Source organism: Streptomyces sp. CRN 30 (assembly GCF_034105845.1).
Window position 1 is genome coordinate 15207 of sequence record NZ_JAVRHI010000402.1, and the last position, 16978, is coordinate 32184.

At 73.2% G+C, this 16978-nt stretch carries 13 protein-coding genes; 9 read left to right on the forward strand and 4 right to left on the reverse strand.

Features of this window, described 5'->3' with window-relative positions; all coding sequences use genetic code 11:
- Positions 1 to 81: 81 nt before the first annotated feature.
- Together UW392_RS44530 and UW392_RS44535 are read right to left on the reverse strand one after the other, a co-directional pair.
- Positions 82 to 216: an MFS transporter small subunit gene (locus tag UW392_RS44530; protein ID WP_320781033.1), complete on the reverse strand. Its 135-nt coding sequence runs from the start codon at positions 214 to 216 to the stop codon at positions 82 to 84.
- Complete coding sequence (locus UW392_RS44535; RefSeq protein ID WP_320781034.1) at positions 197 to 1522, reverse strand: OFA family MFS transporter; 1326 nt, start codon at positions 1520 to 1522, stop codon at positions 197 to 199. Before UW392_RS44535 ends, UW392_RS44530 begins: the two co-directional genes overlap by 20 nt.
- A 177-nt stretch (positions 1523 to 1699) precedes the next feature.
- Between UW392_RS44535 and UW392_RS44540 the strand changes: the two genes are divergently transcribed.
- The 6 genes from UW392_RS44540 (at position 1700) to UW392_RS44565 (ending at position 10186) form a co-directional block, all read left to right on the forward strand.
- Complete coding sequence (locus UW392_RS44540; protein ID WP_320781035.1) at positions 1700 to 2674, forward strand: 2-dehydropantoate 2-reductase; 975 nt, start codon at positions 1700 to 1702, stop codon at positions 2672 to 2674.
- Positions 2675 to 2687: 13 nt separating this feature from the next.
- Positions 2688 to 4616: a molybdopterin oxidoreductase family protein gene (locus tag UW392_RS44545; RefSeq protein ID WP_320781036.1), complete on the forward strand. Its 1929-nt coding sequence runs from the start codon at positions 2688 to 2690 to the stop codon at positions 4614 to 4616.
- 7 nt (positions 4617 to 4623) lie between these two features.
- Entirely contained in the window at positions 4624 to 6435 is a 1812-nt protein-coding gene (locus UW392_RS44550; protein ID WP_320781037.1) for an NADH-ubiquinone oxidoreductase-F iron-sulfur binding region domain-containing protein, read from the forward strand.
- Entirely contained in the window at positions 6432 to 7292 is an 861-nt protein-coding gene (locus UW392_RS44555) for a 2Fe-2S iron-sulfur cluster-binding protein (RefSeq protein ID WP_320781038.1), read from the forward strand. Before UW392_RS44550 ends, UW392_RS44555 begins: the two co-directional genes overlap by 4 nt.
- A 6-nt stretch (positions 7293 to 7298) precedes the next feature.
- On the forward strand, positions 7299 to 8147 hold the full coding sequence (gene fdhD / locus UW392_RS44560) for a formate dehydrogenase accessory sulfurtransferase FdhD (RefSeq protein ID WP_320781039.1): 849 nt from the start codon (positions 7299 to 7301) through the stop codon (positions 8145 to 8147).
- A 206-nt stretch (positions 8148 to 8353) separates the two neighbouring features.
- Positions 8354 to 10186 (forward strand): exo-alpha-sialidase, encoded by a 1833-nt coding sequence (locus UW392_RS44565; protein ID WP_320781040.1) that lies wholly within the window; start codon positions 8354 to 8356, stop codon positions 10184 to 10186.
- Positions 10187 to 10190: 4 nt separating this feature from the next.
- Here UW392_RS44565 and UW392_RS44570 read toward each other — a convergent pair whose 3' ends face one another.
- On the reverse strand, positions 10191 to 11282 hold the full coding sequence (locus UW392_RS44570; RefSeq protein ID WP_414497324.1) for a bile acid:sodium symporter family protein: 1092 nt from the start codon (positions 11280 to 11282) through the stop codon (positions 10191 to 10193).
- A gap of 77 nt (positions 11283 to 11359) precedes the next feature.
- Here UW392_RS44570 and UW392_RS44575 point away from each other — a divergent pair, with 77 nt between their 5' ends.
- Positions 11360 to 12244 carry a LysR substrate-binding domain-containing protein gene (locus tag UW392_RS44575; RefSeq protein WP_320781042.1) on the forward strand — a complete coding sequence of 295 codons (885 nt, stop codon included), beginning with the start codon at positions 11360 to 11362 and terminating at the stop codon, positions 12242 to 12244.
- On the opposite strand, the gene UW392_RS44580 is transcribed toward UW392_RS44575, so the two are convergent.
- A complete protein-coding gene (locus UW392_RS44580) occupies positions 12219 to 13199 on the reverse strand; it encodes an Lrp/AsnC family transcriptional regulator (RefSeq protein WP_414497327.1) in 981 nt (326 codons plus the stop codon). The two genes, UW392_RS44575 and UW392_RS44580, sit on opposite strands and share 26 nt — an antisense overlap.
- 119 nt (positions 13200 to 13318) lie before the next feature.
- Here UW392_RS44580 and UW392_RS44585 point away from each other — a divergent pair, with 119 nt between their 5' ends.
- Both UW392_RS44585 and UW392_RS44590 read left to right on the forward strand, forming a co-directional pair.
- The gene (locus UW392_RS44585; RefSeq protein WP_320781044.1) at positions 13319 to 14818 is read left to right on the forward strand and encodes an MFS transporter; all 1500 of its coding nucleotides are present in this window, start codon (positions 13319 to 13321) and stop codon (positions 14816 to 14818) included.
- A 269-nt stretch (positions 14819 to 15087) separates the two neighbouring features.
- The gene (locus UW392_RS44590) at positions 15088 to 16914 is read left to right on the forward strand and encodes a long-chain fatty acid--CoA ligase (protein ID WP_320781045.1); all 1827 of its coding nucleotides are present in this window, start codon (positions 15088 to 15090) and stop codon (positions 16912 to 16914) included.
- The last annotated feature ends 64 nt before the right edge of the window (positions 16915 to 16978 follow it).

Here is a 16978-nt window from a genome sequence, read left to right on the forward strand (position 1 = left end):
TGCAGGTGATGCGACAGGATTACGAAGCCCTCCTTGTCGGCTTCCGTCAGCCGCCGCGGGTGATCCTCGCGGAGCCGCGGGTCACCCCGTGAAGAGCTGAGTCGCCTTGCGCACCAGCTCGTACAGGCCGTACGCGAGCGGCAGCCCCACCCACAGCCAGGAGAAGACGATCAGCGGGCGCCGGTCCGGCGTGCTCTCACTGCTGTCGGGCGACATCGGCGGCCTCCTCGGACTCGGGTGCGGGGACGTGGTGGCGGGGGTGGACGGGGCGGACCAGTTCGTTGGCGACGAAGCCCACGACGAGCAGGCCGATCATGATGACGAAGGAGAGCCCGTACAGGGACGCGCCGTGCTGGCCCGCCTCCTCCTGGCGGTCGGCGATCCAGTTGACGATCAGCGGTCCGAGGACGCCGGCCGTGGACCAGGCGGTGAGCAGCCGGCCGTGGATGGCGCCGACCTGGTAGGTGCCGAACAGGTCCTTCAGATAGGCGGGGATGGTCGCGAAGCCGCCGCCGTAGAAGGAGAGGATCACCAGGGCGCAGAGCACGAACAGCGGCTTGGAGGAGTCGCCGAAGAGGGCGATGAGCGCGTACATCAGGGCGCCGACGCCGAGGTAGACGCGGTAGATGTTCTTGCGGCCGATCAGGTCGGAGGTCGAGGACCAGCCGATCCGGCCCGCCATGTTGGCGGCCGACAGCAGGGCGACGAAACCGGCGGCGGCCGTGGCGGAGACCGGCGCGGAGGTGTCCGCGAAGAAGTCCGTGATCATCGGCGCGGCCTTCTCCAGGATGCCGATGCCCGCGGTGACGTTCATGCAGAGCACCAGCCACAGGCACCAGAACTGCGGGGTGCGCACGGCGGACCGGGCGGAGACCCGCGGTCCCGTGACCGCGCCCGGCGTGTCCGCGGCGCCCTTCACCGGCCGCGGCACCCGCACCAGCAGCACGCCGAGGAGCATGAACACGGCGTACGACAGCCCGTGCACGAGGAAGGCGAGCGCGATGCCGGAGCTGTCGCTGCCGAAGGACTCCAGCATCTGCGCCGACCAGGGCGAGGCGATCAGCGCGCCGCCGCCGAAGCCCATGATGGCGATGCCGGTGGCCATGCCGGGCCGGTCCGGGAACCACTTGATCAGGGTGGAGACCGGCGAGATGTAGCCGATGCCGAGGCCGATGCCGCCGACGAAGCCGTAGCCGAGGACGATCAGCCAGTACTGCTCGGTGGCCGCGCCGAGCGCGGAGAGCAGGAAGCCGGACGAGAAGCAGATCAGGGCCACGGTCATGGCCCAGCGCGGTCCGCGTTTCTCCACGAGCGTGCCGCCGAACGCGGCGGACAGGCCCAGCATGACGATGCCGAGCTGGAAGGGGAGCGCGCTCTGGGTGCCGCTGAGGCCGAGCGCCGATTCCAGCGGCGGCTTGAACACGGACCAGGCGTAGGCCTGGCCGATGGAGAGGTGGACCGAGAGGGCGGCCGGGGGAACGAGCCAGCGGCTCCAGCCGGGCGGTGCGACAGGGGGACTCATGAGTCCCCAACCGTAGGGAGCCGGACGTCGCTTGAGAAGACAGTTGATCAAACAACCACCCAGTGCCACCGGCTGTGCACAATCCCTTGCCGCCCCAACCTCCATACTGTAGACAATATTTCGTCGACAGAGTCGGCAGTTCCGCGGTATCCCTCGACCGAACGGAGCTAACCGGACATGAAAGTCGCAGTCCTCGGCGCCGGTGCGATCGGCGCCTACGTCGGCGCCGCGCTCCACCGCGCGGGTGCCGACGTCCATCTCATCGCCCGTGGACCGCATCTGGCGGCCATGAGGCGGCACGGGGTACGGGTGCGCAGCGCGCGCGGTGACTTCACCGCACACCCGCGCGCCACCGACGACCCGGCCGACGTGGGCCCGGCCGACTACGTCTTCCTGGGGCTGAAGGCCACCTCGTACGCGGCGTGCGGGCCGCTGATCGAGCCGCTGCTCCACGGCACGACGGCGGTCGTCGCCGCCCAGAACGGCATCCCCTGGTGGTACTTCCACCGCCACGGCGGCCCGCACGACGGCCGCCGCCTCGACAGTGTGGACCCCGGCGGCGCGGTCAGTGCGGTGCTCGCGCCGGAGCGGGCCGTCGGCTGCGTCGTCTACGCGGCCACCGAGCTGGCGGGACCGGGCGTCGTCCGCCACGTCGAGGGCACGCGCTTCTCGATCGGCGAGCCCGGCCGCGAGGTGTCCGCGCGCTGCCGGGAGTTCAGCGCGGCCATGGTCGCCGGCGGTCTGAAGTGCCCGGTCGAGCCGGACCTGCGCAACGACATCTGGCTGAAGCTGCTGGGCAACATCTCCTTCAACCCGATCAGCGCGCTGGCCCGCGCCACCATGGGCCAGATGTGCGCGCACGGCGGCACCCGCCGGGTGATCGGCACGATGATGACGGAGACCCTGGCGGTCGCCGAGGCGCTCGGGTGCGAGGTCGCCGTCTCCGTCGAACGCCGTCTCGCGGGCGCCGCGAAGGTGGGCGACCACCGCACCTCCACACTCCAGGACCTGGAGCGCGGCAAACCGCTCGAACTCGACGTCCTGCTCGCCGCCGTCGTCGAACTGGCGGGGATCACCGGCGTCCCGGTGCCCACCCTGCGCACCGTGCACGCCATCTCGGACCTGCTCGCGCTGAGGAGCAACGCCGCATGAGGAGCGACACCGCATGAGGAAACGCGACCGCACCGGCCCCAGGAACTACACCCGCCTCACCCGCCCCTTGGTGCGCGACTCCCGCGATGAGCCGTTCCGCCCGGCCTCCTGGGACGAGGCGCTCGACCGCGCGGCCCGCGGACTCGACGAGGCGCGCGGCGCGTTCGGCATGTTCTCCTGCGCCCGCGCCACCAACGAGATGAACTACGTGGCGCAGAAGTTCGCACGGGTCGTGATGGGCACCAACAACGTCGACTCCTGCAACCGCACCTGCCACGCGCCGAGCGTCGCCGGACTGTCCGCCGCGTTCGGCTCGGGCGGCGGGACCTCCTCGTACGAGGAGATCGAGCACACCGACACCATCGTGATGTGGGGCTCCAACGCCCGCTTCGCGCACCCGATCTTCTTCCAGCACGTGCTGAAGGGGATCAGGAACGGCGCCCGGATGTACGCCGTCGACCCGCGCCGCACCTCCACCGCCGAGTGGGCGGAGAGCTGGCTCGGCCCGGACGTCGGCACGGACATCCCGCTGGCGCACGCGATCGGCCGGGAGATCATCCACGCCGGCCTGGCCGACGAGGCGTTCGTCGAGCGGGCCACCAGCGGCTTCGCGGAGTACCGTGCGCTGGTCGAGCCGTGGACGCTGTCGCTCGCCGAGAAGGTGACGGGCGTACCGGCCGCCGCGATCCGCGACCTCGCGCACGCCTACGCCCGCGCCGACCGCGCCCAGCTGTGCTGGACCCTAGGCATCACCGAGCACCACAACGGCACCGACAACGTCCGCGCGCTGGTCAACCTCTCCCTGCTGACCGGGCACGTCGGCCGGTACGGCTCGGGGCTGCAACCGCTGCGCGGGCAGAACAACGTGCAGGGCGGCGGCGACATGGGCGCGATCCCCAACCGCCTCCCCGGCTTCCAGGACCTCCTCGATCCGGAGGTCCGGCACAAGTTCGAGTCGGCCTGGGACACCGTCGTCCAGCCGCACCACGGCATGACCCTCACCGAGATGTTCGAGGCGATGGAGGACGGCTCGCTGAAGGCCGTGTACTGCGTCGGCGAGAACCCGGCGCAGTCGGAGGCCGACAGCGAGCAGGCCGTACGCCGCCTCGGCGCCCTGGACTTCCTCGTCGTGCAGGACATCTTCCTCACGAAGACCGCCTCCCTGGCGGACGTGGTGCTGCCCGCCACCGCCGGCTGGGCGGAGACCGACGGCACCACCACCAACAGCGAGCGGCGGGTGCAGCGGGTCCGCCGGGCGCTCACCCCGCCGGGCGAGGCCCGCGAGGACATCGACATCATCTGCGACCTCGCGGGGCGGCTCGGCCACGACTGGAAGTACGCCGACGCCGAGGCGGTCTGGAACGAGCTGCGCTCGCTGTCGCCGGACCACCAGGGGATGACGTACGCCCGGCTGGACGAGCACCGGGGCATCCAGTGGCCCTGCCCGAGCACCGAGCGGCTCGAACCGTCCTACCTGCACGGCCGGCTGTGGGAGTCCGATCCGGCGCTGCGCGGTCCCCGGGCGCCGTTCGGGATCGTCCGGCACGATCCGCCGGTCGACCTCACCGACGAGGAGTACCCGGTGCGGCTCACCACCGGCCGCCGCCTCGACTCGTACAACACCGGGGTGCAGAGCGGGGCGTTCGCGTCGCCGCTGCGGCGCGGCGAGAGCGTCGAGCTGTCCCCGGAGGACGCCGAGCGCTACGGGGTCGTGGTGGGCGAGACGGTACGGGTGTCCTCGCGGCGCGGCTGGGTGGAGGCGCCGGTGTGGGTCGACCCGGCGCTGCGGCCGGGCCTCGCGTTCATGACCTTCCACTTTCCCGACGAGGTGGACACCAACCGGCTGACGATCGAGGCGAACTGCCCGATCGCCGGGACGGCGGAGTTCAAGGCGTCGGCGATCCGGATCGAGAAGCTGCCCGTCGCGACCGTCGTGAGGTGACGAGTACGTGGACCTGCGTTTTGGTGACAGCAAACCGACGGACGAGGAACGGGCGGCCGTCGACGCCCTGCTGGGCCCGCCCGAGTCCGCCTGGGAGGGCGCCGACCGCTCCGACGCCGATCTGAGGTGGGCGCGGGGCGGCCGGGCCGCCCGGGACCGCCGCGACCTGCTGCTGCCCGCGCTGCACGCGGTCAACGACCGGGTGGGCTGGATCAGCGAGGGCGCCCTGGACTACGTGTGCCGGCGGCTGACGGTGCCGCCGGCGGAGGCGTACGGCGTCGCCAGTTTCTACGCGCTGTTCTCGCTCCGTCCCCGGCCCGCCACCGTGCTGCACGTCTGCACCGACCTGGCGTGCGCGGCGGCCGGCGCCGAGCGGCTGTGCGCCGCTCTCCCCGGGACGCCCGGTGTCACCGTGCAGCGCAGCCCCTGTCTCGGGCTGTGCGAGCGTGCCCCGGCGGCGCTCGCGGTCCGGGCCGGCGAGCCGGTCCGTACGGCCGTGGCGGCCCCGGCGACGGCTCGGTCGGCGGCGTTCGCGGCGACCGCCCCCGACTCGGCGCCCGAGGAACCCCCGGCCGTCGCGGCGGTCCCGCAGGCCGGGCAGGACGGGCTGGTGCTGCTGCGCCGGGTCGGCGTCGTCGACCCGGCCTCCCTGGACGACTACCGGGCGCACGGCGGGTACGCGGCTCTGCGCCGCGCCTTCGCCCTCGGCCCCGCCGGGGTGATCCGCGAGGTCACCGACTCCGGCCTTCTCGGGCGCGGCGGCGCCGCCTTCCCCACCGGCCGCAAGTGGCAGGCCACGGCGGCCCGGCCGGACCACCCGCACTACGTGGTGTGCAACGCCGACGAGTCCGAGCCGGGCACCTTCAAGGACCGGGTGCTCCTTGAGGGCGACCCGTACGCGCTGATCGAGGCGATGACGATCGCCGGGTACGCCACCGGCGCGCACCGCGGCTACCTCTATCTGCGCGGCGAGTACCCGCGCGCCCTCCACCGCGTGGAGCACGCCGTCGAACGGGCGCGGGCCCGCGGGCTGCTCGGCGACGACGTCCTCGGCCACGGGTACGCCTTCGACATCGAGATCCGGCGCGGCGCGGGCGCCTACATCTGCGGCGAGGAGACGGCCCTGTTCAACTCCATCGAGGGCCGCCGCGGCGAACCCCGCGCCAAGCCGCCGTTCCCGGTGGAGAAGGGCCTGTTCGGCCGGCCGACGGCCGCGAACAACGTCGAGACGCTGGTCAACGTCCTGCCGATCCTGACCATGGGCGCCCAGGCGTACGCGGCGATCGGCACCGGCGCGTCCACCGGCCCCAAGCTGTTCTGCGTGTCGGGCAGCGTGGACCGGCCCGGCGTCTACGAGCTGCCGTTCGGCGCGACCCTCGGGGAGCTGCTCGACCTGGCCGGGGTCCGCGACGGGCTGCGCGCGGTGCTGCTCGGCGGCGCGGCCGGTGGTTTCGTCCGCCCGGACGAGACGCACATCCCGCTCACCTTCGAGGGCACCCGCGCGGCGGGCACGACCCTCGGCTCGGGCGTCGTGCTGGCCTTCGACTCCACGGTGCCGCTCCCCCGGCTGCTGCTGCGCATCGCGGAGTTCTTCCGCGACGAGTCCTGCGGCCAGTGCGTGCCGTGCCGGGTGGGCACCGTACGGCAGGAGGAGGCGCTGCACCGGATCGCGGAGCGCACCGGGGCCGCCGCCGCGGACGACATCGCGCTGCTGCGGGAGGTCGGCCGGGCGATGCGGGACGCCTCGATCTGCGGCCTCGGGCAGACCGCGTGGAACGCCGTTGAATCCGCCATCGACCGTCTGGGGGCGTACGCATGACCGCGATACCGCTGGGGGTGCCGCGCCGGCTGGTGGAGTTCACCCTGGACGGCGAGGAGGCCCGGGTGCCCGAGGGGGCGACCGTCCTGGACGCCTGCCGGGCCGCCGGGAAGGACGTGCCGACGCTCTGCCAGGGCGACACGCTCGCCCCGAAGAACGCCTGCCGGGCGTGTGTCGTGGAGGTCGAGGGGGCGCGCACCCTCGTCCCGGCCTGCTCCCGGCAGGCGGAGCCCGGGATGGAGGTGCGCACCGGCACCGAACGGGTCCGGCACAGCCGCAAGGTCGTCCTGGAACTGCTCGCCTCCTCCGTGGACCTGTCGACCACCCCGCGGGCGGCCGACTGGATCAAGGAGTACGAGGCGGAGCCGGACCGCTTCGGACCGGACGCGGCCCGGGTGGACGAGCAGCCCCGGATCGACAACGACCTCTACGTCCGCGATTACGGCAAATGCATACTCTGTTACAAGTGTGTGGACGCTTGCGGCGACCAGTGGCAGAACAGCTTCGCCATCTCGGTGGCCGGGCGCGGCTTCGACGCCCGGATCGCCGTCGAGCACGACGCGCCGCTGACCGACTCGGCGTGCGTGTACTGCGGCAACTGCGTCGAGGTCTGCCCCACGGGGGCGCTGTCGTTCAAATCGGAGTTCGATCTGCGCGCGGCGGGTAGGTGGGACGAGTCGGCGCAGACCGAGACGACCACGGTGTGCGCCTACTGCGGGGTGGGATGCAGCCTCACCCTCCATGTGCAGGACAATGAGATCGTCAAGGTCACCTCGCCGCACGACAGCCCGGTGACCCATGGCAACCTCTGCATCAAGGGCCGCTTCGGCTACCAGCACGTACAGAACCGGGACTGATCAGGCATGGGACGAGTCACGGAACGACGCAAGGTGATCCGCATCCGCGACGGGGCGGTCTCGTCCCGGCCGGACACGCTCGTCGCCGAGGAACCGCTGGAGATCCGGCTCAACGGCAAGCCCCTCGCCATCACCATGCGCACCCCCGGCGACGACTTCGCGCTCGCCGCCGGGTTCCTGGTCAGCGAGGGGGTGCTGGCGAGCGGGAGCGACCTGCGGAACATCGTGTACTGCGCGGGGGCCACCGTCGACGGCTCCAACAGCTACAACGTGGTGGACGTGCAGACGGCGCCCGGCGTGGTGATCCCCGACATCACCCTCGAACGCAACGTGTACACCACCTCCTCCTGCGGCCTGTGCGGCAAGGCGAGCCTGGACGCGGTCCGTACGACGACCCGTCACCCCGTCGCCGACACGCCGCCGCTCCGGGTCGACGTCGACCTGCTGGCGGGCCTGCCCGACCGGCTGCGCGCCGCCCAGCGCGTCTTCGACCGCACCGGCGGGCTGCACGCGGCGGCCCTGTTCACCGAGGACGGCGAACTGGCCGACATCCGGGAGGACGTGGGCCGCCACAACGCCGTGGACAAGCTGGTCGGCCGCGCCCTGCAGAACGACGCCCTGCCGCTGTCCCGGTCCGTGCTGCTCGTCTCCGGCCGGGCCTCGTTCGAACTGGCGCAGAAGGCCGTCATGGCCGGCATCCCCGTACTGGCGGCGGTGTCGGCGCCCTCGTCGCTCGCCGTGGACCTGGCCGCCGAGACCGGCCTGACTCTGGTGGGCTTCCTGCGGGGCAACTCGATGAACGTGTACGCGGGCGAGGAACGCGTCGCCCTGCGGGCCGCGGCCGCCCAGGGCTGACCCCGTCCGCGACACGGCGGCCGAACCCCGGCCGGCGGGGAGCGCCCCCTGCGCCGGCCCGGGGGGAAGCCGTGCTCCCCGGCTCGCGGCGCGACACGCGGAGGCTCCGGGAGGACATATCCGGCATGTGATGACTTGATCTACTGATGGCCTGACGACCGGCTACCGATCATCTGCCGATCGGCCGCCTGAAGGGCCACCGTTCCATGCCGCGATCCCCGCTGACCGTCCTCGCCTCCCTGCTCACCCTGGCCGTCGCCCAGTTCGCCGCGCCCGAACCGGCCGGCGCCCGCGCCCCGCGCTTCGAGCAGCAGGTCCTCTTCCGGGCCGGAGCGGACTCCGGTTACGCCTGCTTCCGCATCCCGGCGGTCGTGCGGACCACCGAGGGCACGCTGCTCGCCTTCGCCGAGGGCCGGGTCCGCGACTGCGGGGACGCCACCGACATCGACCTCGTGGTCAGGCGCTCCACCGACGGCGGCCGGACCTGGAGCCCGGTACGGGTCGTCAACGAGGGCGGCGGCGACACCCACGGCAACCCGGCGCCGGTCGTGGACCGGGCCACCGGGCGCGTCCTGCTGGTGGAGACGTACAACACCGGCCGGACGGACGGTGCCGGGTGCGCGATTCCCTGCGACCGCGCCCCGCACCTTCAGTACAGCGACGACGACGGCCTGACCTGGTCGGCGCCGCGCGACCTCACCCCGGAGATCCGCCCGCCGGGCTGGACGTCCTGGTACGCCACCGGTCCCGTGCACGGCGTCCAGCTCACCGGGGGCGACCGCGCGGGCCGGCTGGTCCTCGGGGTCAACGCCGAGACGTGGCGGGACGGCCGGGTGACGGCCCATCACGCGGCGCTCGTCGTCAGCGACGACGGCGGCGCGCACTGGCGGGTCGGCGCCACCGACACCTGGCCCGTCGCCGACGACGGCACCTTCCGGCAGAAGCCGTCGGAGGTGACGCTCGCCGAACGCGCCGACGGCACCCTGCTGGTCGGCGGGCGGGAGCAGGACGGCACCGATCTCGGCCACCGCTCGCAGACCGTCAGCGAGGACGGCGGCGACAGTTTCGCCGGGCCCTTCGAGGCGGTGCCCGACCTGTACACCCCGCAGGTGCAGGGCGCGCTGCTGCGGCTCGGCGACCGGCTGCTGCTGTCCGCGCCGGCCGACCCCGACCGGCGCCGCACGATGGCGGTCCGCTCCTCCTGGGACGGCGGCGCCACCTGGGACAGCGTGGACCGCGCCACCGTCGTCACCCGGGACTGGTCCGGCTACTCGGACCTGGTCGCCCTCGACGACACCACGGTGGGGCTGCTGTACGAGGCGGGTACGGCCGACGCCCGCGACGAGATCCGGTTCGCGCTCTTCGACGAGAAGTGGCTGCGGGCGCGGCGCGGGGCCGATCCCACCACCCCCGACCGTGCGCCGGGCGCCGCTCCGGCCGCCGTGCTGGGCGGTGCCGCGGCGGCGGACGGCGCCCTGTCCCTCGACGGCGTCGACGACGAGGTGCGGCTGCCGTACCGGCGGGGACTGCCGCTCGGGGAGCGGGACTTCACGGTGTCGCTGCGGTTCCGGTACACGGCGGGCGGTGGAGAACAGCCGCTGCTGTGGATGGGCGGCATCGGCACCCGCCAGCCCCAGGTGTGGCTGCGCGCCGAACCCGCGCGGGACCGGGTGACGGGGCTGATCACGGTGCGGGAGGGGGCGTCGGCGCCCCGGTCGGCGTACGTGCGGCTGGCCGGGGCCCGCGACGACGGCCGCTGGCACCGGGCGGTGCTGCGCCGGGGTGACGGGCGGCTCAGTCTCTTCCTCGACGGGGAGCGGGCCGACACGGCGGACGTGCCGGGGTCGGTGTCGCGGACCTCGGCGTTCGGGGTGCACGTCGGTGCCCGGATGGACGGCCGGGCGCACTTCGCGGGCGCGCTGGACGACGTACGGGTGTGGGGCCGGGCGCTGGACGACGAGGAGATCGCCGACGGGCGGCCGTCTGGCGGGGGCACCGTGCTGTGGCTGCCCCTTGACCGGGTGGACGCCGGCGGCTGACCGCTCAGCGCCCCGGCGTCCCGGCGGCGGTCGGGACCGGCGGGGCCACCGCGGCGGTGTCCTCGGCGACCGGGTCGTGCGAGCGGCGCTTGGCGATGACCGCGCAGACCATCAGCTGCATCTGGTGGAAGAGCATCAGCGGCAGCACCGCCAGCGAGGCGTGCGCGCCGAACAGGACGCTCGCCATGGGCAGTCCGGAGGCCAGCGACTTCTTGGACCCGGCGAACTGGATGGCGATCCGGTCCTCCCGGCCGAACCGCAGCGCCTTGGCGCCGTACCAGGTCAGCAGCAGCATCACGGCGAGCAGGACGGCCTCCACCGCGAGCAGTCCGGCCAGCCGGACGGGGCTGACCTGGTGCCAGACGCCCTGGACCATGCCCTCGCTGAACGCCGTGTAGACGACGAGGAGGATGGAGCCGCGGTCTATCAGCCCGAGGACCTTCTTGTGCCGGACGACGAAGCCGCCGATCCAGCGCCGCAGCACCTGCCCCGCGACGAACGGGACCAGCAGTTGCAGGACGATCTCCACCACCGAGTCGGCGGAGAAGCCGCCGCCGCTGCCGCCGAGGAGCGCGGCGGCCAGCAGCGGGGTGATGACGATGCCGGCCAGTGAGGAGAAGGAGCCGGCGCAGATCGCGGCGGGCACGTTGCCGCGGGCGATCGAGGTGAAGGCGATCGACGACTGGATGGTCGACGGGACCAGGGTGCAGAAGAGCAGGCCCTGGTACAGCGGGTCGGTCAGGAAGACCGGGACGAGGCCGCGGGAGGCCAGTCCGAGCAGCGGGAAGACGACGAAGGTGCAGGCCAGGACGGTGACGTGGAGCCGCCAGTGCTTCAGCCCGTCCATGGCCTCCTTGGTGGAGAGCCGGGCACCGTAGAGGAAGAAGAGGAACGCGATCGCGGCCGTGGAGGCGCCGGAGGCGACATCCGCCGACGTCCCGCGGGCCGGCAGCAGCGCCGCGAGGCCCACCGTCCCCAGCAGCAGGAGGATGTACGGGTCGATCGGCAGCCGGCGCGGCGGGCTCAGGCGTTTCACGGTGCTCCACTTGCTCGTATCGCAGACGGTCGGAGGACGGCGTACGGGTCCCCGCTCCATCCTGCTCCCTCACCCGGTGATCGGGAATCCGGTACACCGCACTGACTGTCATCGCGATCCGTAATAACCTTGGCCCGGTGTACGACCCCACCCAGCTGCGGACCTTCCTGTCGGTGGCGCAGACGCTGAGTTTCACGCAGGCCGCGCGGCGGCTCGGGCTGCGGCAGTCGACGGTGAGCCAGCACGTGCGGCGCCTTGAGGACGCGACGGGCCGGCCGCTGTTCACCCGGGACACCCACTCGGTGGAGCTGACCGAGGACGGCGAGGCGATGCTCGGCTTCGCCCGGCGCATCCTGGACGTCCACGAGCAGGCGTCGGCGTTCTTCACCGGCACCCGGCTGCGCGGCCGGCTGCGGTTCGGCGCGTCGGAGGACTTCGTGCTGACCCGGCTGCCGGAGATCCTGGAGGGCTTCCGGCACGACCACCCCGAGGTGGACCTGGAGCTGACGGTGGAGCTGTCGGGGACGCTGCACGAGCGGCTGGCCGCCGGCAAGCTCGACCTGGTGCTGGCCAAGCGGCGGCCCGAGGACCCGCGGGGCGAACCGGTCTGGCACGACCGGCTGGTGTGGATCGGCGCGGAGCGGCTGCGCCTCGACCCGGGCCGTCCGGTGCCGCTCATCGTCTATCCGCCGCCGGGCATCACCCGGGCGCTCGCCCTGGAGGCGTTGCAGCGCCAGGGCCGCGAGTGGCGGATCGCGTGCACCAGCGGCAGCCTCAACGGCCTGATCGCGGCGGCCCGCGCGGGCCTCGGCGTGATGGCGCACTCGCGGGGGCTGATCCCGCCCGGCCTGGTCCGGGTGCCGGAGCGGGCCGGGCTGCCGGAGCTGGGCCGGGTCGACTTCGTGCTGGTCACCGGGGAGCGGCGCACCTCGGCGCAGGACGCGGCGGACGCGCTGGCCGCGGCGGTCCTGGCCGGCGGCGACCGGCTGCACGCGGTCAGGACACGGGACGCGGGTAGATGAGCTGCTTCACCCGGCGCAGGAACGGTGACGCCTCCACCTGCCGGACGCCCTCCAGGTGGCCGAGCGGGCCGCTCAGATAGGCGTAGAGGTCGGCCGTGCTGCGCACCACCGCGGTGGCGGCGAGGTTGGAGGGGCCCGCGGTCGCCGCCGCGTGGGCGATCTCGGGGTGGCCGGCGAGGGCCTCGCCGACCCGGTGCAGATCGGCCGGGCCCGCGGTGATCCACAGGGCGGCGGTCACCGGGTAGCCGAACACGGCGGAGTCGTACTCGACGTCGATGTAGACCGCGCCGGAGGAGAGCAGCGCGGCGAGCCGGCGTTTGACGGCGGACTCGGAGCGGCCGGTGGCGCGCTGCAGTTCGGGGTAGGTGGCGCGGCCGTCGCGCTCCAGGACGGCGAGGAGCGGCTCGTCCTCCGGTTCCGTCCGGGCCGGGCCGGGCTCCGGGGCGACGGCGGGACGCAGCGCGGCCACCTCCTCGTCGGTGAGGACGTCGAATTTGCGCAGCCAGCCGTCGGGGCCGCCGTAGAAGCGGTGCAGCATCTGGTGGGCGCGGATCTCCAGCACGCGGGGGGTGCGCGGCAGCTTGCCGAGGAGCAGGTCGTCGCGGTCGCCGCTGCTGCGCGGGCGGGTGCCGCAGATGACCTCCGTGCCGCCCGCGGCGAGCCCGATCCAGCTGGTGTCGGGCCGTTTGGCGAGCGCGTCGGCGATGGCGAGCGCGCTGTCGGGGACGCAGCGCAGCCGGAGCGTCCACTGGTCGCGGCCGAGGCGCTCGGCGTCGCGGACCGCCACGACGCGCAGTCCGGCCTCGGCGGTCAGTCTGCGGTAGCGGCGCGCGACCGTCCGGTCGGAGACGCCGAAGAGGGTCCCGAGCCGGCTGAAGGAGGCCCGTCCGTTCACCTCCAGCGCGTGCAGCAGCCGCAGGTCCAGCCGGTCGAACGTGTCGGATTCCATCTGCACAGGTGCTGCTCCCGTCGGTTTCCGTCGTCGCGTCGCCGGTGACCGGTGCCATCGGTCGGCCGGGGGCCATCGTACGGAACGGGAGGCGACGGGCTTCCCGGAGACGGAGTGAGGACGCGATGCGTACATGGGGACCGCTCACCGCGGTATGCCTCGGTACTTTCATGCTGTTGCTGGACGTCACCATCGCGGTGGTGGCCCTGCCGGACATGGCCCGGGGGCTGGACGCCTCGCTGAGCGACCTGCAGTGGGTGATGGACGGGTACGCGCTGGCGCTGGCCGCGCTGCTGCTCGGCGCGGGCGCCGCGGCGGACGTGCTGGGGCGGCGCCGGACGCACGTGGCCGGTGTGGTGCTGTTCGCGGTGGCGTCCCTGCTGTGCGGGGTGGCCACCGGTCCGGTGATGCTGATAGCCGCGCGGGCGCTGCAAGGGGTGGGCGCGGCGGCGATGTTCGCGACGACGCTGCCGCTGCTGGGCTCCGTCTACCGGGGACGGCAGCGGTCGGTGGCGCTCGGCGTGTGGGGCGCGGTGAGCGGCGCCGCGGCGGCGGTCGGACCGGTCCTCGGCGGCGTGCTCACCGACGGCCCCGGCTGGCGGTGGATCTTCTACGTCAACCTGCCGGTGAGCGTGGCCGCGGTCTGGCTGACGCTGCGGGTGGTGCCGGAGTCGCGCGGGGCGCGGGGACGGCGCCTGGACCGGCCGGGCGCGGTGCTGTTCGCGGCGTTCGCGGCGGCGGTGACGTACGGGGCGGTGCGGGCCGGGTCGCACGGCTGGGCGGAGGGCGGCACGCTGACGGCGTTCGGCTGCGCGGTGCTGCTGCTGGCCGGGTTCGTCGCCGTGGAGCTGCGGGTCGCCGATCCGCTGCTCGACGTGCGGCTCTTCGCGCGGCCCGCGTTCACCGCGGTGATGCTGGCGGCGCTCGCCTTCAACGGGGCGGCGTTCGGGGTGATGGCGTACACCTCGATCTGGCTGCAGACGCTGCTCGGGATGAGCCCGGTCCGCGGCGGCCTGGTCTTCGTGTGGCTGTCGCTGGCGTCGTTCCTGGTGGCCGCGGTGGGCGGGCGGCTGCTGCACGGGGTGCCGGCCCGGTTCACCATCGGCGGCGGGCTGCTGCTGATCGCGGCGGGCCAGTACTGCATGGCGTTCCTCGACGCGTCCTCCACGGCGTCCGCGCTGGTGCCGGGGCTGCTGCTGGTCGGCGCCGGGACCGGGCTGGTCACGCCGGGGATCTCCGGCGCGGCGCTGGCGTCGGTGCCGCCGGAGCGGGCGGGGATGGCGGGCGGCGCGGTCAACACGTTCCGGCAGCTCGGGTACGCGCTGGCCATCGCGGTCTTCGGCACGGTGCTGGCCTCCCGGATGGAGGACACCCTCCCGCACGACGCGTCCCACGCGCTGGCGGGCGGCGCCGCGTCGGCGCTGCGGGACGCGTTCGGGGAACACGTGCTGCGCACCGCGTTCGCCGACGGTCTGAACGCGACGGCGGTCACGGCGGGGACGGTCGCGGCCGTCGCGGGCGTGGCGGTCCTCGCCCTCGCGGAAGGAGGCGGTCGCCCGCCGGTGCAGCGAGTCTTTCGACCGCGGGTGCACCGTGGCTTGTCGCGCAGTTCCCCGCGCCCCTGAAGGGACACGGGGAACTGCGCGAGCGACCACGACGTACCCGCACCCGGGCCGCACGCCCGACCACCCCGTACAGATTCCGTGGAGATCACGGCCCCGACGCTTACCCAACCGTCAGGATTGGCGCCCGACCCTTCCCCGTGTGGGGGGAATCGTCCCGCGGCAGGACGTGTCCCACGGGACCGGGACCGGACTCGCACCCCCTCCCCACCCCCTCGGGGTTGGGGTAGCTTTCACCGCGCTGTGCGGGGACGAGGAGCGGGGAGCGGGGTTTGCGCGAGTTCACGAGCCCGCCGTCGGCGCTGCCGCCGCCGGTGGGCGGCCTGGCCGATTCGGTCTTCCGGCATGCCCAGGAGGATCCGCAGCACATCGCGCTCGGCCGCAAGGACCCCTCGGGACAGTGGCGGGACGTCACGTCCGCCGAGTTCCGCGACGAGGTGCTGGCCCTGGCCAAGGGGCTGCTCGCCCAGGGCATCAGGTTCGGCGACCGGGTCGCCGTCATGTCCCGCACCCGCTACGAGTGGACGCTGTTCGACTTCGCGCTGTGGGCGATCGGCGCGCAGGTCGTGCCGGTCTACCCCACCTCCTCGGCCGAGCAGTGTTTCTGGATGCTGTACGACGCCGAGGTCACGGCCGCCGTCGTCGAGCACGAGGACCACGCGATGACGATCGCCACCGTCATCGACCGCCTCCCCCACCTGCACCGGCTCTGGCAGCTGGACGCGGGCGTGGTGCAGGAGCTGTACGAGGCCGGTGCCCATCTCGACGACGAGGTGGTGCACCGGCACCGCCAGGCCGTCACCCCCGAGTCGGTCGCCACCGTCATCTACACCTCGGGCACCACCGGACGCCCCAAGGGCTGCGTCATCTCGCACGGCAACTTCATGTGGGAGGCGGACACCGTCATCGACCGGTGGGAGTCGGTGTTCCACTCCCGCCGGGGCGACGAGGTGGCGACCCTGCTGTTCCTCCCCCTCGCCCACGTCTTCGGCCGGATGGTGGAGGTCGCCGCGATCCGCGGCCGGGTCCGCTTCGGCCACCAGCCGCAGCTCAACGCCGCCGCGCTGCTGCCGGACCTGGCCGCGTTCCGGCCGACGTTCATCCTGGCCGTGCCGTACATCTTCGAGAAGGTGTTCAACGCGGCCCGCCGCAAGGCCGAACGGGAGGGCAGGTCCGCCCCCTTCGAGCGGGCCGTCGAGGTGGCGGTGAAGTACGCCGAGGCCGTCGAGGCCAAGGCCTGGGGCACCGGCCCCGGCCCCTCCGCCGCCCTGCGGATGCAGCACCAGTTCTTCGACAAGCTCGTCTACGCCAAGGTCCGCGCCGCGATGGGCGGCCGCATCCGCAACGCGATGTCCGGCGGCAGCGCCATGGACCGCCGGCTGGGGCTGTTCTTCGCCGGCGCCGGCGTGCAGATCTACGAGGGCTACGGCCTCACCGAGTCGACCGCGGCGGCCACCGCCAACCCTCCCGAGCGCACCCGCTACGGCACCGTCGGCCACCCGGTCCCCGGAGTCACCGTGCACATCGCGGACGACGGCGAGATCTGGCTGCGCGGCGCCAACGTCTTCCAGGGCTACCTCAACAACCCCAAGGCGACCGACGAGTCCCTGCACGACGGCTGGCTCGCCACCGGCGACCTCGGCGCGCTGGACGAGGACGGCTTCCTCACCATCACGGGCCGCAAGAAGGAGATCCTGGTGACCTCCGGCGGCAAGAGCGTCTCGCCGGGGGTCCTGGAGGAGCGGGTCCGGGACCATCCGCTGGTCAACCAGTGCATCGTGGTCGGCAACGACCGGCCCTACGTGGCCGCCCTGGTCACCCTCGACCCTGAGGCGGTCGAGCACTGGCTGGCGATGCGGAACAAGCCCCGGATGACCCCGGCGGAGCTGGTGCGCGACGCGGATCTGGAGACCGAGGTGCGGCGCGCGGTGGTCGCCGCCAACACGCTCGTCTCCCAGGCCGAGTCCATCCGGACCTTCCGCATCCTGGCGCAGCCGTTCACCGAGGAGCACGGGCTGCTCACCCCGTCGCTCAAGCTGAAGCGCCGGGCGATCGAGAAGGCGTACGGCACCGAGGTCGAGGCCCTGTACCAGGCGTGACCTTTCCGCCTTTTCCGCCATCAGGAATGCGTATGGCCTCGTGATCGTTGACGATGGGAGCACC